The organism is Micromonospora terminaliae, from assembly GCF_009671205.1.
Taxonomy (GTDB): Bacteria; Actinomycetota; Actinomycetes; order Mycobacteriales; family Micromonosporaceae; genus Micromonospora; species Micromonospora terminaliae.
In genome coordinates this window covers 1,099,333-1,120,517 of sequence record NZ_CP045309.1, presented here as the reverse complement: position 1 = coordinate 1,120,517, position 21,185 = coordinate 1,099,333, and the positions used below count along the sequence as shown (strand labels likewise).

The 21,185-nt window shown below is 75.5% G+C and carries 19 protein-coding genes; 2 read left to right on the top strand and 17 right to left on the bottom strand.

Translation table 11 applies throughout. The annotated features are described in order from the left end of the window. Positions 1-236: 236 nt before the first annotated feature. From aroQ to GCE86_RS05010, 14 genes are all read right to left on the bottom strand, one after another. Entirely contained in the window at positions 237-680 is a 444-nt protein-coding gene (gene aroQ, locus GCE86_RS05075; RefSeq protein ID WP_154225851.1) for a type II 3-dehydroquinate dehydratase, read from the bottom strand. Continuing rightward, positions 677-1,753, bottom strand: a complete 1,077-nt coding sequence (aroB, locus tag GCE86_RS05070; protein ID WP_154225850.1) for a 3-dehydroquinate synthase — start codon at positions 1,751-1,753, stop codon at positions 677-679. Before aroB ends, aroQ begins: the two co-directional genes overlap by 4 nt. 105 nt (positions 1,754-1,858) lie before the next feature. After that, positions 1,859-2,368, bottom strand: a complete 510-nt coding sequence (locus tag GCE86_RS05065; protein ID WP_154225849.1) for a shikimate kinase — start codon at positions 2,366-2,368, stop codon at positions 1,859-1,861. Next, positions 2,365-3,543 carry a chorismate synthase gene (gene aroC / locus GCE86_RS05060; RefSeq protein ID WP_154225848.1) on the bottom strand — a complete coding sequence of 393 codons (1,179 nt, stop codon included), beginning with the start codon at positions 3,541-3,543 and terminating at the stop codon, positions 2,365-2,367. Before aroC ends, GCE86_RS05065 begins: the two co-directional genes overlap by 4 nt. 5 nt (positions 3,544-3,548) lie before the next feature. Further along, complete coding sequence (locus tag GCE86_RS05055; protein ID WP_154225847.1) at positions 3,549-4,403, bottom strand: shikimate dehydrogenase; 855 nt, start codon at positions 4,401-4,403, stop codon at positions 3,549-3,551. After that, positions 4,403-5,623 carry an endolytic transglycosylase MltG gene (gene mltG, locus GCE86_RS05050; RefSeq protein WP_154225846.1) on the bottom strand — a complete coding sequence of 407 codons (1,221 nt, stop codon included), beginning with the start codon at positions 5,621-5,623 and terminating at the stop codon, positions 4,403-4,405. Before mltG ends, GCE86_RS05055 begins: the two co-directional genes overlap by 1 nt. Next, complete coding sequence (gene ruvX / locus GCE86_RS05045) at positions 5,620-6,081, bottom strand: Holliday junction resolvase RuvX (protein ID WP_154225845.1); 462 nt, start codon at positions 6,079-6,081, stop codon at positions 5,620-5,622. The genes mltG and ruvX overlap by 4 nt, the downstream gene beginning before the upstream one ends. A 74-nt stretch (positions 6,082-6,155) precedes the next feature. Next, a complete protein-coding gene (alaS, locus tag GCE86_RS05040) occupies positions 6,156-8,834 on the bottom strand; it encodes an alanine--tRNA ligase (protein ID WP_154225844.1) in 2,679 nt (892 codons plus the stop codon). Continuing rightward, the gene (locus GCE86_RS05035) at positions 8,831-9,136 is read right to left on the bottom strand and encodes a hypothetical protein (RefSeq protein ID WP_154225843.1); all 306 of its coding nucleotides are present in this window, start codon (positions 9,134-9,136) and stop codon (positions 8,831-8,833) included. The genes alaS and GCE86_RS05035 overlap by 4 nt, the downstream gene beginning before the upstream one ends. Positions 9,137-9,167: 31 nt before the next feature. Further along, positions 9,168-9,629 carry a DUF948 domain-containing protein gene (locus tag GCE86_RS05030; protein WP_154225842.1) on the bottom strand — a complete coding sequence of 154 codons (462 nt, stop codon included), beginning with the start codon at positions 9,627-9,629 and terminating at the stop codon, positions 9,168-9,170. A 152-nt stretch (positions 9,630-9,781) separates the two neighbouring features. Beyond that, complete coding sequence (locus tag GCE86_RS05025) at positions 9,782-10,399, bottom strand: hypothetical protein (protein WP_154230336.1); 618 nt, start codon at positions 10,397-10,399, stop codon at positions 9,782-9,784. A 3,131-nt stretch (positions 10,400-13,530) separates the two neighbouring features. Continuing rightward, on the bottom strand, positions 13,531-15,021 hold the full coding sequence (locus tag GCE86_RS05020) for a replication-associated recombination protein A (protein WP_154225841.1): 1,491 nt from the start codon (positions 15,019-15,021) through the stop codon (positions 13,531-13,533). A gap of 74 nt (positions 15,022-15,095) precedes the next feature. Beyond that, complete coding sequence (locus GCE86_RS05015; protein ID WP_154225840.1) at positions 15,096-15,308, bottom strand: hypothetical protein; 213 nt, start codon at positions 15,306-15,308, stop codon at positions 15,096-15,098. 108 nt (positions 15,309-15,416) lie between these two features. Then, positions 15,417-15,971 (bottom strand): GNAT family N-acetyltransferase, encoded by a 555-nt coding sequence (locus tag GCE86_RS05010; RefSeq protein WP_154225839.1) that lies wholly within the window; start codon positions 15,969-15,971, stop codon positions 15,417-15,419. 26 nt (positions 15,972-15,997) lie between these two features. Between GCE86_RS05010 and GCE86_RS05005 the strand changes: the two genes are divergently transcribed. Further along, positions 15,998-16,738, top strand: a complete 741-nt coding sequence (locus GCE86_RS05005; protein WP_154225838.1) for a GNAT family N-acetyltransferase — start codon at positions 15,998-16,000, stop codon at positions 16,736-16,738. A 151-nt stretch (positions 16,739-16,889) separates the two neighbouring features. On the opposite strand, the gene GCE86_RS05000 is transcribed toward GCE86_RS05005, so the two are convergent. The 3 genes from GCE86_RS05000 to GCE86_RS04990 form a co-directional block, all read right to left on the bottom strand. Next, positions 16,890-18,266, bottom strand: coding sequence for an MFS transporter (locus tag GCE86_RS05000; RefSeq protein ID WP_154225837.1), 1,377 nt, complete (start codon positions 18,264-18,266; stop codon positions 16,890-16,892). Then, positions 18,263-18,856 (bottom strand): winged helix-turn-helix domain-containing protein, encoded by a 594-nt coding sequence (locus tag GCE86_RS04995; protein ID WP_154225836.1) that lies wholly within the window; start codon positions 18,854-18,856, stop codon positions 18,263-18,265. Before GCE86_RS04995 ends, GCE86_RS05000 begins: the two co-directional genes overlap by 4 nt. Positions 18,857-18,923: 67 nt before the next feature. Further along, positions 18,924-19,733, bottom strand: a complete 810-nt coding sequence (locus GCE86_RS04990; protein ID WP_154225835.1) for an SDR family oxidoreductase — start codon at positions 19,731-19,733, stop codon at positions 18,924-18,926. A 170-nt stretch (positions 19,734-19,903) separates the two neighbouring features. On the opposite strand from GCE86_RS04990, the gene GCE86_RS04985 reads away from it, so the two are divergent. Then, positions 19,904-21,145: a low temperature requirement protein A gene (locus GCE86_RS04985; RefSeq protein WP_154225834.1), complete on the top strand. Its 1,242-nt coding sequence runs from the start codon at positions 19,904-19,906 to the stop codon at positions 21,143-21,145. Positions 21,146-21,185: the final 40 nt, after the last annotated feature.

Here is a 21,185-nt window from a genome sequence, read left to right as displayed (position 1 = left end):
GTGACGCTCCGCGATCAGCGGCCACCGCGTCCCGCCCGACCAGGTTCACGCCACCCGCAGGTCAACCGCCCTGTGCGTCCATGGCTGCAGAGCAAAGCGAGGAGAAGGGCAGCCGGCCGGGCGGCGAGGAGTATCACGGTGGGTGACCTAGGGAACAAACACGGAGAGCCACGAACGCGGCCGCGGCTCAACCGGCCGGGACGGGACCCGCACCGGGACCGGCACCGGAACCGTCGTCAGGCGGCGCCGTCGGCCAGGCGCCGGGCCACGTGGTGCAGGGCGAGCCGGTAGCCGTCCACGCCCAGCCCGCAGATCACCCCGGTGGCCACCGCGGAGACCACCGAGTGGTGCCGGAACTCCTCCCGGGCGTGAATGTTGGAGATGTGCACCTCGACGAGCGGGCCGCGCAGCATGGCGCAGGCGTCCCGGACCGCGATCGAGTAGTGCGACCAGGCCGCCGGGTTGAGCACCACGGCCGCGCCCTCGTCGGCCGCCTCGTGCAGCCAGCCCAGCAGCTCGTGCTCGGCGTCGGTCTGCCGGACCACCACGTCCAGACCCAGCTCGTGGCCGGTCGTCTCGCACATGGTCACCAGCTCGGCGTAGCTGGTGACCCCGTAGACGTCGACCTGGCGGGTGCCGAGCCGGCCCAGGTTCGGCCCGTTGAGCACGTGGACCCTCATGAGCTGATCTCCTCGTAGGCCCGCGCCAGCAGCTCGTCCGAGGGCGCCTCGAGGATCGCCGGGCGGCCGAGCCCGTCGAGCACCACGAAGCGCAGCCGGCTCCCCCGGGCCTTCTTGTCCACCCGCATGGCGGCCAGCAGGTCCGGCCAGGCGTCGGCCCGGTAGCCGGTGGGCAGGCCGAGCGCCGCCACCACGGCCCGGTGCCGCTCCGCGGTCGCCGCGTCCAGCCGCCCGGCCAGCCGGGCGAGGGTGGCCGCGTAGACCAGGCCCACCGCGACGGCGTGGCCGTGCCGCCAGCGGTAGCCCTCCACCTTCTCGATCGCGTGGCCCAGCGTGTGCCCGTAGTTGAGCACCTCGCGCACCCCGGACTCGCGCAGGTCACCCGAGACCACGTCCGCCTTGACCCGCACCGCCCGTTCGATCAGCTCGCGGGTCACCGGCCCGGCCGGGTCCAGCGCGGCAGCCGGGTCCCGTTCCACGAGGTCGAGGATCACCGGGTCGGCGATGAACCCGCACTTGACCACCTCGGCCATGCCGGCGGCCAGGTCGGCCGGCGGCAGGCTGTCGAGCGTGGCCAGGTCGCAGATCACCCCGGCGGGCGGGTGGAAGGCGCCGACCAGGTTCTTGCCGGCGGCCGTGTTGATGCCGGTCTTGCCGCCGACCGCGGCGTCGACCATGCCGAGCAGGGACGTCGCGACCGGTACCCAGCGCACCCCGCGCAGCCAGGTGGCCGCCACGAACCCGGCCAGGTCGGTCACCGCGCCGCCGCCCACCCCGACCACTGCGTCGGTACGCGTGAAGCCCGCCTCGCCGAGCCGGTCCCAGCAGGCCGCGGCCACGTCGACGTGCTTGCCCGCCTCGGCGTCCGGCACCTCCATGAGCAGCGGGGCCACTCCCGCCGCGCGCACCCGCTCGGCCAGCTCCTCGGCCAGCCCCTTGAGGGGGGGCGCGTGCAGGAAGGCCACCCGTTCGGCGCCGGGCAGCAGCCGGGGCGGGGGGTCGAGCAGGTCGCGTCCCACCAGCACGTCGTACGGCCGGTCGCCGCCGACCGGAATCCGGGTCACCTCGTCCATCGCGGGCAGCCTAGTCCAGCGGACGACCGCGGGGCGGCGTCTGTCCACTCCGTGCCCGATCCGCCGATGTTTGACCGGACGATCTCGGGGCCGGCTCGGTCCCGGTCAGGGCTTGAGCAGGGCGGCGATCTCGCCGGCGATCTCCTCCGGGGTGCGCCCGTCGGTGAGCACGGTCGCGGTGGCCACCTCGGCGTAGAGCGGGCGGCGCTGCTCCATGAGGTGCTTCAGGGTGGCGCGCGGGTTCAGCGCCAGCAGCGGCCGGCCGGACCCGAGACCGACCCGCTTGACCGCGTCGGGCAGCTCCACGGACAGGTGCACCACGGTGTGCCCGATCAGCGCGGCGCGGTTCTCCTCGGCGAGGACCGCGCCGCCGCCGAGGGCGAGCACCCCCGCGTGCGAGGCCAGGCCCGCCGCCACGGCGGCCCGTTCGAGGGTACGGAAGTGCTCCTCCCCCTCGTCCACGAAGATCTCCGGGATCGGCTTGCCGGCGAGCTGCTCGATGTCGGCGTCGGTGTCGCGGAACTCGACGCCGAGCGCCGCGGCGAGCGCCTGCCCCACCGTGGTCTTGCCGGAGCCGGGCGCCCCGACCAGCACGCAGACCGGCCGGGTGCTCACCGGATCACCAGGGCGTCGAGGTAGCCGGTCAGGTTGCGGCGCATCTCGGCGACCGAGTCGCCGCCGAACTTCTCCACCGTCGCCTCGGCCAGCACCAGAGCCACCATGGCCTCGGCCACCACGGCCGCGGCCGGCACGGCGCACACGTCGGAGCGCTGGTTGATGGCGGTGGCCGGCTCCCCGGTGAGCACGTCGACCGTGGACAGCGCCCGGTTCAGCGAGGAGATCGGCTTCATAGCCGCCTTCACCCGCAGCGGCTCACCGGTGGTGATGCCGCCCTCCAGCCCGCCGGCCCGGTCGGTCACCCGGCGCACGCCCGTGGCGGTGGGCAGGATCTCGTCGTGCGCCTCGGAGCCGCGGGAACGCGCCTGCTGCCAGCCGTCGCCGATCTCCACGCCCTTGATGGCCTGGATCGACATGAGCGCGGTGGCGAGGCGGGCGTCGAGCTTGCGGTCCCACTGCACGTGGCTGCCCAGGCCCGGCGGCACCCCGTACGCCAGCACCTCGACCACACCGCCGAGCGTGTCGGCGGCCTTCTTGGCGGCGTCGACCTCGGCGACCATCCGGGCGCTGGCCTCGGGGTCGAGGCAGCGCAGCGGGTCGGCGTCGATCCGGGCGGCGTCCTCCGGGGTCGGCCGCAGGCCGGGCTTCACGCCGATCGGGCCCAGCTCCACCACGTGGGAGACGATCTCGACGCCGAGCGCCTGCCGGACCAGGGCCTTGGCGACGGCGCCCACGGCGACCCGGGCGGCGGTCTCCCGGGCGCTGGCCCGCTCCAGGATCGGCCGGGCGTCGGTGTGGCCGTACTTCTGCATGCCCGCCAGGTCGGCGTGCCCGGGGCGGGGGCGGGTGAGCGGGGCGTTACGGGCCTGCCCGGCCAGCTCCTCCGCGTCGACCGGGTCGGCGGCCATCACGGTGCGCCACTTCGGCCACTCCGAGTTGCCCACCCGGATGGCCACCGGGCTGCCGATGGTCACACCGTGCCGGAGCCCGCCGATGATCTCGATCTCGTCCTGCTCGAAGGACATCCGGGCGCCGCGGCCGTAGCCGAGCCGGCGCCGGGCCAGCTCGCCGGAGATCTCGGCGGTGGTCACCTCGATGCCGGCGGGCACCCCCTCCAGCAGCGCGACGAGGGCGGGTCCGTGCGATTCACCTGCAGTCAGCCAGCGCAACACAGCGGTCAGTCTGTCACGCCCGGTGTGCGAGACCTCGCACTGCCCGCCGCGTCCCGCCCTGCGGACGCCAGCGCGGCGCGCATCGCCTCCCGGGGGGCGGACACACCGGTGAACTGCTCGAACTGGCCCACCGCCTGGGCCAGCAGCAGGTCCAGCCCGGAGACCACCCGGCAGCCGGCGGCCAGCGCCGCCGCGGCGAGCGGGGTGGGCCACGGGTCGTAGACCACGTCGAAGAAGACCGTCCCGGGCCGCCAGTCGAAGTTGTCCGCGAGGGGGTCGGCCACGCCCTTCGGCACCGTGGAGACCACGAGGTCGGCCCGGGCGTGCGCCGGAGCGCCGTCCCAGGGCGCGCCGGCCAGCGGAACCCCGAGCGCCGCGGCCGTCGGGCCCAGCTCCCGCACCGCCTCCGGGCGGCGGGCCACCACGGTCACCTCGGCGGCGCCGATCCGGGCCGCCGCCGCGACGGCCGCCCGGGCGGTGCCGCCCGCGCCGAGCACGGTGACCGTGGCGCCGGAGACGCACCCGGCGGCGGTGAGCACGTCGACCATGCCGCCGACGTCGGTGTTGTCGGCGTACCAGGTGCCGTCCGGCCGGCGTACCAGCGTGTTGGCGGCGCCGACCGCGGCGGCGACCGGCGAGGCCTCGTCGGCCAGCGCGAGCGCCGCCTCCTTGCCCGGCATGGTCACCGACAGGCCGGCCCACTCCGGGCCCAGGCCCGCGACCAGGCCGGCCAGCTCGTCGGCCCCGCACTCGATCCGGGTGTACGACCACCCGGTCAGCCCGGCCGCCGCGTACCCGGCGTTGTGGATCACCGGGGAGAGCGAGTGGGCGATCGGCCGGCCGACGACGGCGGCCTTCATCAGGTGCAGTTCTCCCCGGTGAGCACCTTGTTGTCGCACATCTGCTTCTGCAGCTTGCGGAAGTCGGCGTCATTCGAGCCGTAGCCCATGGTGCCCTTCTTGTCGACCGTCATGAAGAAGATCCAGTCGCCGGCCGGCGGCTCCAGGGCGCCCTTGAGCGCGGCCTGGCCCGGGTTGCTGATCGGGGTGATCGGCAGGCCCGCCACGTTGTGCGTGTTGTACGGGTTCTTCAGGTCGTTGATCTCGCTCTGCAGCAGGTCGTCGGAGTCCTTCGGATCCTTGCCCTGGAGACGGAAGTAGTAGTTGATGCCGCTGTCGATGCCGAGGCACTTGCAGCCGATCTTGCCGGCGTAGACCCGGTTGTAGATCACCCGGGACACCTTCGGCAGGTCCACCGCGTTGACCGACTCGGCCTCGGCGATGGAGGCGGTGATCAGCGCCTCGTACGGGGAGATCTTCCGTTCCTTCTGCGCCCGGTCGACGAAGTCGAGCTCCTGTGTGACGCGGAGGAACTCGTCCACCATCATCGACAGGATCTGCTCGGCCGTGGCCTTCGGCGGGATCTCGTAGGTCGACGGGTAGAGGAAGCCCTCGATGCTCTTCGGGCCCTTCTTGCCGTCCTCCCGGTTGAACCAGAAGGCGGGCACACCCAGCTTGACCGGGTCCTTCGCGGCGTCCTGGAAGTCCTTGACCGGGATCTTCGTCTGCTTCGAGAGGATCTGGTAGATGTTCAGGCTGATCGTGCCCTCGGGGATGGTCACCCCGTTGATCACCCGGCTCTTCGGGTCGAGCATCAGCGTGATCACGTCCGCGGCCTTCATCTGCTTGCGGACCTTGTAGCGGCCGACCTGGATGTTCTTGCTGCGCGAGTTCGCGTCGGCGGCCTCGATGAACGCCTTCGTGCTCTTCACCACACCGGCGTCGTAGAGGGTGTTCCCGATGTCGGTGAGGGTGTCGCCGGCCTTCACCTCGACCAGTGCCTCGCCCGAGCCGGGGCCGTCGTAGTCGGGGGTGACGAAGTGGTTGCGGATCCGGTCGAAGCCGACGTAGGCACCGCCGCCGATGCCGCCGAGCAGCACGAGCGCCATCAACAGGGCGAAGATGGTCTTGCCGTGGCCGCCACCCGACTTGCCGTTGCGCTTGCGCACGGCGCCGCGCCGGTGCCGGCCCTTCTCCCCCCTCTCCGCCTCGTCGAAGCCCAGATCAAGATCGTCGATCATTGCGTCCGCCTCCGCTGCGCGTCCAGCCAGCTCTGCAGAATCTCCACCGCGGCGGCCTGGTCGACCACCGCCCGTTGGCGCTTACCCCGGACGCCCCGTTCGGCCAGCCTACGACTCGCCACCACGGTCGACATCCTCTCGTCCGTCAGCGTCACCGGAATCGTCCCCATTACATCGGCCAACCGGGCAGCGTACGCCGAGACGTTCGTCGCCGCGGGGCCATGCTTCCCGGCGAGGTTGACCGGCAGTCCCACCACGATCTCGACCGCCTCGTGCTCCGCGGCCAGCCGGACCAGCTCGGCCATGTCAGCGGGGACCGCGTCCGGCGCGGCCGTCAGGTCGCGGGCCAGGGTGACCAGCGGGGTGGCCAGGATGCCGTGCGGGTCGGAGCGGGCCACCCCGACCCGGACCTGGCCCACATCGACGCCGAGCCGGACACCACGGGACACTTCAGCCATCTACCGGACACCTTTCCCCCGGTACGGGCCAGGGCGGACCGAGTGGTCCGCCCTGGCTTCCATCGGTGCGCACATCAGGCGTCGGCGATCGCCTTCTCCACGGTGGCCAGCAGGTTCGGCGCCTCCGCGGCGGGCAGGCCACCGCCCTGCGCGAGGTCGTCGCTGCCGCCGCCGCGGCCGGAGAAGGCCGCCTTCACCAGGTCCTTCGCGGTGAGGCCCCGACCCCGGGCGGCCTGGTTCACGGCCACCACGAGGGACGCCTTGCCGTTGGCGCGGGCGGCCACCGCCACCACGGCCGGGCGGGCCGGATCGATCCGGCCCCGGATCTCCTGCGCCAGGGTCCGCACGTCGTTGCCGGCCGCGCCCTCGGGCGCCTCGGTGCCGACGTACGCGACACCGCGCACGTCCTTCGCCTGCGCCGCCAGGGCCGCGGCCCCGCCGAGCACGAGCTGGGCGCGGAGCTTCTCCAGCTCCTTCTCGGCGTCGCGGAGCTGGGTGACGGTCTGCTCCACCCGGTCGGCGACCTGGTCGCCGGGGACCCGGAACAGCTCGGCGAGCCGGGAGACCAGCAGGTGCTCACGGGCCAGGAAGCCGAAGGCGTCCATGCCCACCAGCGCCTCGATGCGGCGCACGCCGGAGCCGACCGACGCCTCGGAGAGGATCTTGACGAGGCCGAGCTGGGCCGAGCGGGCCACGTGCGTGCCGCCGCACAGCTCGCGGGCGTAGTCGCCGACCTCGACGACCCGGACCCGCTCGCCGTACTTCTCGCCGAACAGGGCCATGGCGCCGATCCGGCGCGCCTCCTCCTGCGTGGTGATGAAGGCGTGCACCTCCAGGTCCGCGAGCAGCACCTCGTTGACCTGCTGTTCCACGTCGTGCAGCACGCTCGGCGCCACCCCGGTCGGGGTGTTGAAGTCGAACCGCAGCCGGCCCGGCGCGTTCAGCGAACCCGCCTGCGTGGCCGACTCGCCGAGGAAGTTGCGCATGGTCTGGTGCACCAGGTGGGTGGCCGTGTGCGAGCGGGAGATGGCCCGCCGGCGGGACACGTCGATCTCGGCGTAGCCGGTCTCCCCGGCGCGCACCTCGCCGCGCAGCACCTTGGCCCGGTGCACGATCAGACCCGGCACCGGCTGCTGCACGTCGAAGACCTCCAGCTGGCCGCCGCCCACCGTGATGAGGCCCTGGTCGGGCTGCTGGCCGCCGCCCTCGGCGTAGAACGGGGTGGTGTCGAGCACCAGCTCGACGGTGTCGCCCTCGACCGCCGCGGCCACCTGCGCGCCGCCGGCCAGCAGCGCGCGCACCCGGGACTCCCGGGTCAGCTCGGTGTAGCCGGTGAACTCCACCGCCCCGCCGCCGTCGAGCACCGACCGGTACGCCGACACGTCGGTGTGCCCGGTCTTGCGCGCCTGGGCGTCGGCCTTGGCCCGGCTGCGCTGGTCGGCCATCAGCCGGCGGAAGCCCTCCGCGTCGACCTGGAGGCCCTGCTCGGCCGCGATCTCCAGGGTCAGGTCGATCGGGAAGCCGTACGTGTCGTGCAGCTGGAACGCCTTGTCGCCGGAGATCGACGCCTGCCCGGCCGACTTGGTCTCCGCGATGGCGGTGTCCAGGATCGTGGTGCCCGCCCGCAGGGTGGCGAGGAAGGCGTCCTCCTCCGCGTACGCGTACTGGGAGATCCGGCCGAAGTCCTCGGCCAGCTCCGGGTACGACGGCGCCATGCAGTCCCGCGCCACCGGCAGCAGCTCCGGCAGCGCCCGGTCCTGGTAGCCGAGCAGGCGGACCGCCCGGATGGCCCGGCGCATGATCCGGCGCAGCACGTAGCCGCGGCCCTCGTTCGACGGGGTCACCCCGTCGCCGATGAGCATGAGCGCGGTGCGCACGTGGTCGGCGATCACCCGCAGCCGCACGTCGTCCGGGTGCGACTCGCTGGCCACGTGGCCGGAGTGCGCGCCGTAGCGCTTGCCGGTGAGTTCGGCGGCCCGGGCCAGGATCGGCCGGACCTCGTCGATCTCGTAGAGGTTGTCGACGCCCTGGAGGATGGAGGCCATCCGCTCCAGGCCCATGCCCGTGTCGATGTTCTTCGCCGGCAGCTCACCGAGGATCGGGTAGTCCTCCTTGCCGGTGCCCGGACCCCGCTCGAACTGCATGAAGACGAGGTTCCAGAACTCCATGTAGCGGTCCTCGTCGACCGCCGGGCCGCCCTCGCGGCCGTACTCGGGGCCGCGGTCGTAGAACAGCTCGGAGCAGGGGCCGCACGGGCCCGGGATGCCCATCGACCAGAAGTTGTCGGCCTTGCCCCGGCGGACGATCCGCTCGGCGGGGACGCCCACCGACCGCCAGATCTGGAACGCCTCGTCGTCGTCCAGGTAGACCGTCGGCCAGATCCGCTCCGGGTCCAGCCCGAATCCGCCCGCCTCGACCGGCTTGGTGACCAGGTCCCAGGCCAGCGGGATGGCGCCGTCCTTGAAGTAGTCGCCGAAGGAGAAGTTGCCGTTCATCTGGAAGAACGTGCCGTGCCGGCTGGTCTTGCCGACCTCGTCGATGTCCGGCGTCCGGATGCACTTCTGCACGCTGACCGCGCGCCGGTACGGCGGGGTCTGCTGGCCCAGGAAGTAGGGCACGAACTGCACCATGCCGGCGTTGACGAACAGCAGGTTCGGGTCGCTGATGGCGGGCAGCGGAGCGGACGGCACCACCGTGTGGCCGTTGGCCTCGAAGTGGGCGAGGTACCGCCGCTTGATCTCCGCCGTCTTCATCGCTGGTGCTCCTCCGGGAAAATCTCTCGGTCACCGAACCGCGGGTCCTCCCGCAGCTCGGCGAACTGGTCGTCGTACGCCTCGCCGCGGGCGAAGGCCTCGTGGATCTCCTGCTCGCGCTCGGCCATGCCGGCCCGGACGTCGTCCACGAAGCTGCGGACCGACTCGACGAGACCGCCGGCCGACTCGGACAGCCCGCTGGCGATGCCCGCCGGCGTGTACGCCTGCGCGGTCTTGGTGGCCTTGCGGACCACCAGCACGCCCACGGCCAGGCCGATGCCCAGCCAGAACAACCGCCTCATGCTCTCATCCTCCCGCGGTAAGCCGGCCAGGTCAGCGGTTGGCGCGCTTGGCCGCGCGGCGCTGCTGCTTGATGATGTCGCGGGCCTCGCGCTCGTCCTCCGCGTGCCGGCGGGCGGCGGCGGCCTTGCGCACGCCGTAACCGAACGCGGCCACCTTGACCAGCGGGTTGGCGGCGGCGGCGGAGACCACGGCGGCCAGGTTCGCCACGTTGGCGGTGACGTTCTGCGCGTGGGTGGTCATGGTGTCCACCTTGGCGAGTTGCAGGTTGACCCCGTCGAGGGAGGTCTGCACCTGCTCCAGCGCGACGTTGACGTTCTTCACCGTGGTGTTGACGTCGGTGAGCAGGGGGGTGGTGCGGTCGTTCAGCTCGGTGATCATGCGGGTCGTCGCGTCGACGGTGTGCCGCAGCCGCAGGATCGGCACCGCCAGCACGAGCACCAGCATCAGGAACGCGCCGGCCAGGATCAGCCAAGCGATTTCTCCGCCACTCACGCGCATGTCCTCCTCAAGCAGGGTCCCGGGGCCCGACGCCCCGGGACGCGCGACCGTACCTACCCGGTCCGCCGCCCGCCGACCCGGGACCGGTCAGCGGGCGCGGGCGGGCCCGCCAGCCCCAGACCCTACCGTCCGTGATGGAAACCGGCTCAGGACGGTGACGGTGTCGGTTCACCGAGCGGGTCGTCGGTGAGGGTCGGGTACGGATCCTCACCGGTGAGTGACGGATCGGTGGTCGGCTGCGGGCCGGTCCGCTCGTCGTCGATCGCATTGCGCACCTTCACCGACACCAACGAGCCGGCGCACTCCCCCGCTGCGGGCTTGGGCGCGGGAGACGGCGGGGCCACACCCTCCACCGCCGGCGGCACGCAGGTGGGCTCGCGTACCCAGAGGTCGAGGGTGAGCTCGTCCCGCCGCCAGCAGGTGTAGCTGCCCTTGACCTGCTGCTCCGGGCAGCGGTCCACCTTCCAGCGCCGCCAGCCGTCCTCGGACAGGGCCGCCTCGTAGGCCTGCGCGGTCTCCTTCCAGGCCTTCTGCGACTCGACGGTGCGTTCCCGCAGCCGGCAGTCCTGGAAGCACCATCGGCTCCCGCTGACGTTGTCGACGGTCTTCGTCGCCGCCCAGCCCGGCACGCTCAGCGCGTCGAGGGTGTCGAAGACCGGGTCGTGGCTCAGCGTGCGCAGCCCGAAGTAGAGCGGCACGGCGCCGAGCAGCAGCACGCTGACCAGGGCGAGGATGCCCATCCGCAGCCGCCGCCGCTCGCGCATCTGCCGGCGTAGCTCGGAGCGGGCGCCCCGCAGGCCGCCCACCGCGTCGTCGGTCTCCCCCGGACCGGCCTCGGCCCGGCGCAGTGCTGGTCCGGCGCCGTCACCCGGTCCCGGCCGCGCCCCCGCCGGTTCCCCCGGCGGTACGACGGCGGCCGCCCGCGCCACGGCCGGCTCCCCCGGGGGTACGACCGCCGCGGCCCGCGCCACCGCCGGCGCACCGGGTCCCGGCGGCACCGCGCCCTGGCCACCGGGGCCGGGCCGCGTGGGCGCCGGCGCGTTCGCCCGGCCGGCCGGGCGCTCATCCGGGCCCGTGGGGCGGGCCACCCCGGCGGCAGCCCGGGCCACCGGCGCCGCAGCGGCCGCGGCGCGGGGCTCCCCGGCCGGGTGGAGGTCGCCGGTCGGCGCTCCGCCGTCCGGGCGGGCCGCGCCACGGGCTGTACCACGGGCGTCGCCGCCGGCTGGACCCGCTCCGGTGCGTCCCGGCGCGGCGGGGCGACGGCCGGCGTCGGGACCGGCGCGCTCCGGCTCACTGCCGGTCGGGAACCCGCCGGTCCGGGCCGGGTCGCCGGCGGCGAAACCACCGGCACCGGCCGGACCACGCCGGCCGGAACGATCGCCCGTCGGCAGGCCACCGGTGCGCGCCGGGTCACCGCCGACGGGGAAACCACCGGTGCGGGCGGGGTCACCGCCGGCGGGGAAACCACCGGTGCGGGCCGGGTCGTCGGCGGGCGGGCGTCCCCCGGGCCGGGGGCCGACGGGCGGCAGCCCGCCGGTGCGGTCGCCGTCGCCGGGACCGGCCGGGCCGCCGGGACGGGCCGCGCCGCGGGCGGGAGCGGCCTGGTCGGGCTTCAGCGGCGGCACGGCCGCGCCGGCCCGGCCGGCCGCGCCACGGTCCGGGCCGGCCGCGCCACGGTCCGGGCCGGCCGGTCCACCGTGCCGTGCGGCGGCCGGATCGTCGGCGGGGCCGCCGGGGCGGCGGACGGCCGGCATGGCGGGATCGCTGTGCGAGGTGCGGCCGGCCTGTCGGAGCCAGTCCGCGGGCCGCTCGGGCCGCTGCGGCCGGGCCTCGTCGGCGGCCTCGCGGGCCGCGCGTCGCGGGGCCGGCGGAGCGTCGCCGGGTACGCCGCTTCCGGTCGGGGCGTCGGGGGCGGCACGGCGGCCCGCCGGGGGGTCTGCGGTGGCACGGCGGCCGGTCGGGGCGTCGGGAGCGGCAGGGCGCTCGGCCGGCGCATCCGGCGCGGCCCGGCGGCCGGACGCCGGCGGGACGTCGCCGGGGACCCGGCGGCCGGGCGTCGGCGTCGTGCCGTCGGGGGCACTCCGGCGGCCCGGCGCCGTGGCGTCGCCGGCGGCAGCCCGCCGGCCGGACGGCATGGCCGTCTCGTCGGGAGCGGCACGGCGGCCTCGCGGGGCGGCGACGGCGTCCGGCCCGCCGCGCCCGGTGGCCGGCGACGCGGTGTCGTCGGGCGCGGCCCGGCGCCCGGGTGGGACCGCCGGGGCGTCGGGAGCCGCGTGGTGGCCCGGCGTGGAGGGCGGGACGGTACCCGCGCGGCGGCCCGCGGGCGGGACGTCGGCGCCGGGCCGGGGGGCGGGCGCGGCGGCGGCGCGGCGCGGGATCGGGGTGGGGCCGTCCGCTCGGCGGTCGATGTCGGGACCGGCACCGGGCAGCGGCGGGGCGTTCCCGCTGCGCGGCACCACCGGCTGGTCCGCGTCCCCGGCGCGACGTCGGCCACCGGGCCGACCGACGGCACCGTCGACGACAGGCCCGCCGACGGTGGACGGATCGGGGCGTTGCGGGGCGCGGCCCCGGCGCGGCTGCGGGTCACCGGGCTGGGGTCCGCCGGTCACCGGGTCGGCGGGGCGGCCGACACCGGGCGCGGCGGCGCGCGCCGAGGGCACGCCGGTGCGCCCGGGCTCGACGGTGGCGCGCCCGCCGGCGCCGGAGACGGGCCGTACCGCGGGGTCGCCGGCGCCCGTGGCGGCCGGGTGGCCGGCGGCGGGCGGAGCACTCTCGGGCGCCGCTCGCCGGCCGCCGCCGGAGACGGGCCGGACGCCGGGGTCGACGCCGGGTGCGCCGCGACGGCCCGGCGCGGGCGCGCCGCCGTCGGGGGCCGACCGGCGACCGGCGCCGGAGACGGGGCGGGCGCCCGGGTCGACGTCGTCGGGCAGAGCTCGCCGGCCGCCACCGGAGACGGGGCGCGCCGCGGGGTCCACGCCACCCGGCCGGGGGCCGGTGGGCGCCTCGGCGCCGTGCCGGCCGCGCGGGGTGGGCGGGGCGGCCGGAACCGCGTTCCGGGCACCGTCCGGGCCGGGCCAGGCGGGACCGGGGTTCGGGCCGCCGTAACCGCGTTCGGCTGCGGGGCCCTGGCCGGCCCGGCCGGGCATCGGCCCGGCGGGGGGCGCGACGCGCGGGCCGGGCGGGCCGCTCGCCCGGCCGGGAGCCGGCGGCTGCTGGCCGGTCGGCGCGTCCGGGTTGCGGCGCGGCGGGCGGGACGCCTCGCCGGGGCCGCGGGTGGGCTCGGCGGGGCGCCGGGGCGGTTCGGGTGCGCCGGGCCACGGCCCGTCGACGGGGCGGCGCGGGGCCGCCGGATCGGGGCCGCCGGGGCGCGGCGGCGGCGTGGCGGGCCCGGCCGGGCCGGCCTCGGCGCCACGGCGGGCGGGCGGGGCCTCCGGCCCGGGCCGGGAGGCTCCGGACTGCGGTGCCGCCCCCGGGCGGGCGGCGGCGGGCGGTTGCGGCGCAGCCGGGCGGGCGGGCGTGGGCGGTTGCGGCGCAGCCGGGCGGGCAGCCGCGGGCGGTTGCGGCGCAGCCGGGCGGGCAGCCGCGGGCGGTTGCGGCGCGGACGGGTGGGCGGCCCCGGGCGGTTGCGGCGCGGACGGACCGGGGCGCGGCCCCGGAGCGGCGGGCGGCAGTCCGCCCCGGGCGGGCGGTACGGCGCCGGGCGCCTCCCCGTCCGGGCCGAGGTCGCTGCGCTGCTGCTTGGCCGTCCGCAGGTCGTCGATCCAGCCGAACTCCTCGCCCCCGGTCGCCTCGGCCGGCTCGGCGTCGGCCCTGCCCCGGCCCCACCGACGGCCCTTGGCACGCGGGTCCCGCCGCTCGTCGGGGCCGTCCGCCGGCCGCTCCGGACCACGCGCCATCACTGCTGACCCTCCCCGACGGCGTCGCCGCCGCCCTCGTTCGCGCCGTCGGCCCGCGCGGCGTCCGCCGGGCGGGCGCCGCTCACCGCGGCCTCGACCCGTGCCGGTGGCGCGGGCAGCCCGCGCACGATCCGGCGCAGCAACGGGAGCCGGGTGGCCACCGCCCGCTCCGCGCCGTGCCCGCTGGGTTGGTAGTAGTCGGTCCCGACGAGGTCGTCCGGGACGTACTGCTGGGTGACCACCCCGCGCTGGTCGTCGTGAGGGTAGCGGTAACCGGTGCCGTGCCCGAGGCCCCGGGCGCCGGCGTAGTGGGAGTCGCGCAGCCCGCGTGGCACCACACCGCCGCGGCCGGCGCGCACGTCGGCGATGGCCGCGCCGATGGCGGTGGTGGCCGAGTTGGACTTCGGGGCGGTGGCCAGGTGGATGACCGCCTGGGCCAGGTTGAGCTGGGCCTCGGGCAGGCCGACGTATTCCACGGCGTGCGCGGCGGCGGTGGCGACGGTCAGCGCGGTGGGGTCGGCCATGCCGACGTCCTCGCTCGCGAAGATCACCATGCGCCGGGCGATGAACCGGGCGTCCTCACCGGCCACCAGCATCCGGGCCAGCCAGTGCAGCGCGGCGTCCACGTCCGAGCCGCGCATGCTCTTGATGAACGCGCTGGTCACGTCGTAGTGGGCGTCGCCGTCGCGGTCGTAGCGGACGGCCGCCACGTCGACGGCCTGCTCGGCCACGGCGAGGTCGATCCGGTCGGCGCCGCGGGCGGTCGCGGTGGCCGCCGCCGCCTCCAGCGCGGTGAGCGCCTTGCGGACGTCACCGCCGGCGAGGCGGACGAGGTGGTCCTCGGCGTCGGTCGCCAGGGTGAGCGCGCCGCCCAGCCCGCGCTCGTCGGCGACCGCGCGGCGCAGCAGGCCGCGGACGGCGTCGTCGTCGAGCGGCTGGAGGGTCAGCAGCACGCAGCGGGACAGCAGCGGCGAGATGACCGAGAAGTACGGGTTTTCGGTGGTCGCCGCGAGCAGGGTGACCGTGCGGTCCTCGACGGCGGCGAGCAGCGAGTCCTGCTGGGTCTTGCTGAAGCGGTGCACCTCGTCGATGAAGAGCACGGTCGGCGGGCCACCGGCGCGGCGCTGGCGGCGGGCCGTCTCGATGACGGCCCGCACGTCCTTCACTCCGGCCGTCAGGGCCGACATGGCGACGAAGCGGCGGTCGGTGGCGCGGGCCACCAGGTGCGCGATCGTGGTCTTGCCGCTGCCGGGCGGCCCCCAGAGGATCACCGACATCGGGGCCGCGGACTCGACCAGCTGGCGCAGCGGGGCGCCGGGCGCGAGCAGGTGGTCCTGGCCGACCAGCTCGTCGATGGTGGCCGGCCGCATCCGGACGGGCAGCGGCGAATCCGCCGCGGCGGCGGTGAACCCGTCGACGCCGCCGGAACCTGCGGGGGCGCTGGGCGCTCCGGCGGGCTCGCCGAGGGTGAAGAGGGCGTCGGATTCCATCACGAGAACAGTACCGGGCCGGGCCGACGACGCTGGAATCGCGCCGCCGGCCCGGCCCGGATGGTCGTTTCCGGTCAGCCGCGACCCGGGCGCCGGCCCCGGTACCACCGGCCGCCGCCACCGCCCCGCGTGCCCGAGCCGACCCCGGCCAGGTAGAGGGAGAGCAGCAGGAAGCCGATGAGCATGAGGGTGTGGGTGTTGAACAGGTCGGGCGCGCCGAGGTTCGTGTTCAGGAAATCGATCAACAGGGCGAAGCCGAACACGATGGCCGCGAGAATGGCGAGCATGGTCGTTCCTCCGGTGGGGGGTCCCAGTAGGTCGGCGACGGATGTACCCAATCGGTCTGTTCGTCAATCTCCACCGTGGAACGCCCGCCCTGCCGACGGCCGGTCGCGTCAGCGGTCGGTGGCGAGGATCGCGTACCGGACCGAGTCCCACCAGGAGCCGCGGACCAGCAGGTGGTCCCGGCTGATCCCCTCCCGCCGCAGGCCGGCCTTCTCCAGCACCCGGACCGAGGCGACGTGGTCCGGGCGGGTGGTCGCCTCGACGCGGTGCAGGCCCACCTGCTCGAACGCGAGCCGCAGCAGCAGGCCGGCGATCTCGCTGCCGAGGCCCCGGCCCCAGTGGTCGGCGTGCACCACGTAGCCGATCTCCCCACGCCGGTGCTGCGGGCTCTCCACGGTCAGGGTGCCCAGCCCGACCAGCCGGTCGCCCTCGACGGCAGCCAGCCGGTACACCGGTCGCGGGTCGCCGTCGGCCTCGGCCCGCCACGCCGACACGGCGTCCCGGAGCTCGTCCGGGGAGGGCGGCTGCTCGTCGAGCACCCGGTCGAAGACCCGCGGGTCGGTCATCAGCGCGTACAGCGACGCGACGTCGGCGTCACCCAGTTCGCGCAGCTCGCAGCGGGAACCGGTCAGTCGCACCGGTCGTACGGAGTGGACGGGAGTCACGAGTTCTCCTCTCGTAGGCTGGCCGCATGATCACTGCCGACCAGGTCCTGCTGGGGCGGGACACCCTGCTCGCCGCCACCGGTCACCACCCGTACGCCCGGCACGCCCTCTGGCGGGACCAGGAGGCGCGGGGCTGGCGGCGGGACGGTGCGGTCGGCTGGCTGCTCCCGCCGGAGCACGGGCCGGCCGGCGGCGCGCTCGGGGCGCCCGGGCCGGCGCTGGACGTCTTCGCGGGCCTGGTGGCGGACGGGACGCTGCACGCCGGCCAGTGGCTGCACCTGCCCCGGACGGACCCGGCGGCGGTGGTCGACCGCCTCACCGTGGCCCGGCTCGACGAGTGGGACTTCCTCTGGACCACCGCCGCGCCGCCGGAGCAGCCGGAGGAGGGGCGGGTCGTCCGCCTCGGCGAGGCCGACCACCCCGCGCTGGCCGCGCTCATCGAGGAGGCCTTCCCCAGCACGACCTCCCGCCCGGGCGACCCGCGCATCGTCGACTGGTACGGCATCCGCGACGGCGACCGCCTGGTGGCGTGCGGGGCCGACCGGAGCCGGGGGGACATCGGCTTCCTGGCCGGGCTGACCGTGGCGCCCGACCGGCGGGGCCGCGGGCTCGGCGCGGCGCTCACCGCCGGGATGACCCGTGCCCTGCTGGGCCGGCACGACCAGGTGGCGCTCGGCGTCTACACCGCCAACGTGGGGGCGATCCGGCTCTACCGCCGGCTCGGCTACGCCGGCACCGAGCCCCGCACCTCGGTCCACCTGGCCTGACCCACCCACCACGACCACCTCCGACTCAGCCCCGCCACCACGCCCGGCCCCTCAACCACCCGGCGCGCGCCACCTCGCCGGTCCGGCGGTTTCCGCACCCCCGGGACCCCGCCCGGCCGGCAGTGACCGGCCGGACGGGGCGAAGCGGCGGTCAGTCCGACCGGGCCGGCGCGGAGACGACGACCGTGCCGGGGTCCACCGGGCCGGCGGGGTCGAGCGCCCGGCCGGGGTGGCCCGGGCCGGCGGCCGAGTCACCGGGCCGCTGCTCGCCCGCCTCGGGCTCCGCCGTCGCCGTCCGGCGCCCGACCCGCCAGGCCGGCAGGTAGAGGGGGGCGGCCACGGCGAGCACCACGGCGCCGACCAGCATGGCGACGGTGACGCTGGTGGCGTCGGCCAGGGCGGTCAGCACCACCGCGCCGAGCGCGCCGGCCGGCTGGCCCATCATCGAGTTCAGCGAGAGCACGCTGGTCCGGTAGGGACCGTCGACCTGCCGGTGCAGCAGCCCCATGTGCAGCGGGTTCGACGCGCCGTGCACGGTGTAGCAGGCCAGGTAGGCGATGAGCACGCCGACCGGGCCGGCGAGCAGGCCCATCCCGACCACGGTGACGCCCTGGAGCACCCGCATGAGCGCGGCGGCGGGCGCGGCACCGAGGCGGCGCAGCAGCAGCGGGGTCAGCGCGGCGCCGGCCGCGTTGGCCAGCCAGGCCGCCGAACTGGCCGGGCCGAGCAGCGCGGCGGCCCGGTCGGCGCCGCCGACCACCTCGGCCAGGCGCACCGGCAGCAGCGACTCGAAGGTGATCATGCCGAAGCCCCAGAACAGCTCGACGGCGACCAGCGCGAGCAGCACCCGGTTGCGGCGCAGCAGGCCGACGGCCTGGCCGACCATCCGGGGTGCCTCGGCCACCGAGGCCCGCACGGCGGCGGCGCCCCGGGCCGGCCGGTGTTCCACCAGCAGCACGGTGAGCGCGACCAGCGCGGCCGCCTGCAGGACGATGGCCACCAGCACGGGGAGGGTCAGCGCGCTGACCGGCCCGACCGGCCCGAGCGCGACCAGGCCGCCGCCGAGCAGCGCGCCGGCGCCGATGGCGACACCGATGACCGTGCCGGCCCAGCCGAGCCCGCGCTCGTACTCGGCCTCCGGGTCGGCGGCCAGGGTGGCGTCGACGTACCAGGACTCCAGGGGGCCGCTGTCGAGCGCCCGGTAGATCCCCTGCAACGCCCAGACCAGGAAGAACATCCAGAACGAGTCGGCCACCACGAAGAGCACCAGCGAGACGAGGCAGACCGCCCAGGCGACGAACAGCACCGGCTTGCGGCCGAGCGCGTCGGCCAGGCCGCCGGTGGGCAGTTCCAGCGCCAGCACGAGCACGCCCTGCGCGGTGGCCACCAGGCCGATCTGGGACAGCGACAGGCCGCGCTCCTGCATGAGCAGGATCATCACCGGGATGAGCAGGCCGGTGGGCAGCCAGCGCAGCCCGTAGAGGGTGAGGTAACGGAACCGGACCTGGCGTACGGAGAGCGCGGTCACCGGAACTCCTTGGGCAGCGGGTAGGTGGCGAGGAAGATCTGCACCGGCTCGGCGCCCGGCTCGGCCGGGTCGGCCTCGCTGCGGTGGCGTTCGAGAAGTTCCCAGACCTCGGCCTGGATCTGCGTGAGCCGGGCGGCCGGGACGGTCATGAAGCTGTCGCTCATGCCGAAGGCGTCCCGCCACTCCGGCGCCCACTCGTGCTGGGTGGCGAACCACTGCTCGGCGTGCTGGGCCAGGAGGCGCACCTGGTCACCCTGGATCCAGTCGATGGCGGCGCGGGCGTCCGGGTCGTCGTCGAAGTCGCTCGGTTCCCAGTTGGTGACGTCGTGCGCGGCCTGCCACCAGCGCTGCCGGCCGGTACCCCGGTCCGGGTCCTCCACGACGAGCCCCACCTCGGCGAGCTGCCGCAGGTGGTAGCTGGTGGCGCCGGTGTTGGTGCCGAGCATCTCGGCCAGCGCCGTGGCGGTCGACGGGCCCTTCACCCGCAGGGCGCCGACCAGGCGCATCCGCAGCGGGTGGGCCAGCACCCGCGCCTGTCGGTGGTCCAGCCGCACCTCGCGCGGCTCGGGACGCGATCCCTCGATGTCCATGCCATGCACAATATCTGTGCACAGTTTCTGTGCACAAGAGTTGTGCACAGAAACTGTGCAAGGAAGGTCAGACCAGCACCTCAGTGATGCCGCGCAGGCGGGTACGCAGCAGCCCGGCGGCCCGGGACGAGTCGAGGCGCACCTCCCCGGGGTGGCGCCGGCCCAGCTCTGCGGTGGTGGTCGTCCTGAGCCCACCGGCGTCGAGACCGAGCCGGCGGGCCACGAGCAGCCCCATCTCGGCACGGCTGACCGCCTCCGGGCCGGCCACGTTGAGCGGGCCGGCCAGATCGGTGGGCACCAGTTCGAGCACCGCCGCGGCGAGGTCGGACACGTGCACGGGGCAGCGGGCCTCGTCGGTGAAGAGGACGGCCCGGCCGGCCAGGGCGTCCCGGCAGAGCTGGATCTGCTTGCTCCCCTCCCCCACGATCAGCGAGGTCCGCACCAGCAGCGCCCCCGGGTCCACCGCCCGCACCGCCGTCTCGGCGGCCGCCTTCGCCGCCCCGTACGCGTTCACCGGCGTGGGCACGTCGTCGTCCAGATAGGGCGTCGGCCGGCCGCCGTGCAGCGCGTCGCTGGACAGGTGCACGAGCCGGGCACCCACCTCGGCGGCGGCGCACGCGATGTGGGCCGCCCCGTCCGCGGTGACCGTCCAGTCGCCGTACCGGTAGGGGGTGGCCACGACGGCGTCGGGGCGTACCCCGGTCAGCAGCGCGCGCACGGCGGCGCGGTCGGTGACGTCGAGGCGGCGCGGCGCGACACCCGGCACGGCGACGGCGGCCGAGTGGTACGTGCCGACCACCCGGTGCCCCGCCTCGACCGCCTGCCGGCACACCTCGGCACCGAGGAAGCCGCTGGCCCCCACCACGAGCAGGTTCATCCCGTCCTCCAGACGTCGAAAGGCCCGCGCCATCATGGCGCGGACCCTGCGTCGAGTCAGGATCAGGCCGGGCCACGGGGCGCGCAGCGGGGTGCGGGGGACGCCGTCGAGGCAGACGCGACGTCTCCGGCGGCTGGCTCGTTGGTGCGGCGAGGGGGACGGAGGCGACGATGGCGGGGGGACGAGGGGCCGGCCTGCTGCGCCCTCCCACGAGTTCGGGTCGTGCCACGTTCCTGGAGCTCTTCTTCGACCTGGCCTTCGTCGTGGCCCTCACCCGGGTCACACAACGGTTCGTCGATCGGAGCGCTCACACCGGCTGGGCGCTCGTCGTGGGGCTCGGCGGCACCCTGCTGCTCTTCCTGGCGCTCTGGCTGATCTGGTCCCACACCGTCTGGATCACCAGTCGCTACGAACCAGAGCGGTCGATCATCCAGGCCGTCGTGGTCGGCACCATGTTCGCCGGCCTGGTCATGGCGGTGACGCTGCCACGCGCCCTGGAGGAGCGAGCGCTGCCGTTCGCCGCCGCGTACCTGGTGGTGATGGTGGTGCGGCCGCTGGTGGTCGCCGCCGCGCTGCGTGGCCACCCGCGACGTCTGGTGCCGCTCCGGCTTGCCGCATGGGCCGCGGCGAGCGCGCCGCTCTGGCTGGCCGGCGCGGTGGGACCCGACGCACTTCGCCTGCCGCTGTGGGCTGCCGCCCTCGCTGTCGACTACCTCGCCTGGGCACTGGGCTGGCCGGTGCCGCGGCTCGGAGCCTCGGCGGTGCACCAATGGCGGATCGCGGGGACGCATCTTGCCGACCGTCACCAGCAGATGTTCCTCGTCGCACTCGGAGAGACGATCCTGGTCATCAGCATGGTGTTCGGCGGCGCGGGCTACTCCTCGGTGCGGGCCGCGGCCTTCGGGATCGCATTCGCCACCAGTGCGCTGCTCTGGCGGATCTACTTCCACCGCGCCGGCCTGCTGCTGCCCGAGGCGTTGGGTCGGGCGGGAAAGCCCGGCCGGCTCGGCACGGTGTCGGAACGCGCGCACCTGCTGATCGTGCTCGGCGTGCTCGTCACCGCGGTCGGCTACGAGGTGGTGATCGACCATCCGTTCGGGCCGCCACGGCCCGGTCTGCTCCTGTTCGTGGTCGGCGGCCCGGTGCTCTTCCTCGTCGCCCGAACGCTGCTGGAATACGAGATCTTCGGCCGGGTCTCCGAGTCCCGGGTGCTCGGCTTGGTGGCCCTGCTGCTGTTCACGCCCGCATTGGCCCGCTGGGCACCGATGGTCGGGCTGAGCGTGGTGGCCGGAGTGCTGGCCCTGGTCGCGTTACTCGACGCGCTGCTGAGCCGGGGACGGCCGCTGGAGCCTGCCGCCCCGTCGGTCGGGCCCGAGAAGTCGGCATTTGGCGATCGCGACTCCGAGGCGTGACCCGACGCCACCTCGGCATGCGGCCGTACGCCTCCGGGAA

Excerpts from the sequence above, each read along its gene's own strand:
- GCE86_RS04985 (WP_154225834.1), top strand. The coding sequence starts at position 19,904 with ATGGCGGGGGGACGAGGGGCCGGCCTGCTGCGCCCTCCCACGAGTTCG.
- GCE86_RS05055 (WP_154225847.1), bottom strand. The coding sequence starts at position 4,403 with ATGAAGGCCGCCGTCGTCGGCCGGCCGATCGCCCACTCGCTCTCCCCG.
- aroQ (WP_154225851.1), bottom strand. The coding sequence starts at position 680 with ATGAGGGTCCACGTGCTCAACGGGCCGAACCTGGGCCGGCTCGGCACC.
- ruvX (WP_154225845.1), bottom strand. The coding sequence starts at position 6,081 with ATGGCTGAAGTGTCCCGTGGTGTCCGGCTCGGCGTCGATGTGGGCCAG.
- GCE86_RS05005 (WP_154225838.1), top strand. The coding sequence starts at position 15,998 with ATGATCACTGCCGACCAGGTCCTGCTGGGGCGGGACACCCTGCTCGCC.
- GCE86_RS04995 (WP_154225836.1), bottom strand. The coding sequence starts at position 18,856 with ATGGACATCGAGGGATCGCGTCCCGAGCCGCGCGAGGTGCGGCTGGAC.
- GCE86_RS05035 (WP_154225843.1), bottom strand. The coding sequence starts at position 9,136 with ATGAGGCGGTTGTTCTGGCTGGGCATCGGCCTGGCCGTGGGCGTGCTG.
- GCE86_RS05020 (WP_154225841.1), bottom strand. The coding sequence starts at position 15,021 with ATGGAATCCGACGCCCTCTTCACCCTCGGCGAGCCCGCCGGAGCGCCC.
- alaS (WP_154225844.1), bottom strand. The coding sequence starts at position 8,834 with ATGAAGACGGCGGAGATCAAGCGGCGGTACCTCGCCCACTTCGAGGCC.
- GCE86_RS04990 (WP_154225835.1), bottom strand. The coding sequence starts at position 19,733 with ATGAACCTGCTCGTGGTGGGGGCCAGCGGCTTCCTCGGTGCCGAGGTG.
- aroB (WP_154225850.1), bottom strand. The coding sequence starts at position 1,753 with ATGGACGAGGTGACCCGGATTCCGGTCGGCGGCGACCGGCCGTACGAC.
- mltG (WP_154225846.1), bottom strand. The coding sequence starts at position 5,623 with ATGATCGACGATCTTGATCTGGGCTTCGACGAGGCGGAGAGGGGGGAG.
- GCE86_RS05025 (WP_154230336.1), bottom strand. The coding sequence starts at position 10,399 with ATGCGCGAGCGGCGGCGGCTGCGGATGGGCATCCTCGCCCTGGTCAGC.
- GCE86_RS05015 (WP_154225840.1), bottom strand. The coding sequence starts at position 15,308 with ATGCTCGCCATTCTCGCGGCCATCGTGTTCGGCTTCGCCCTGTTGATC.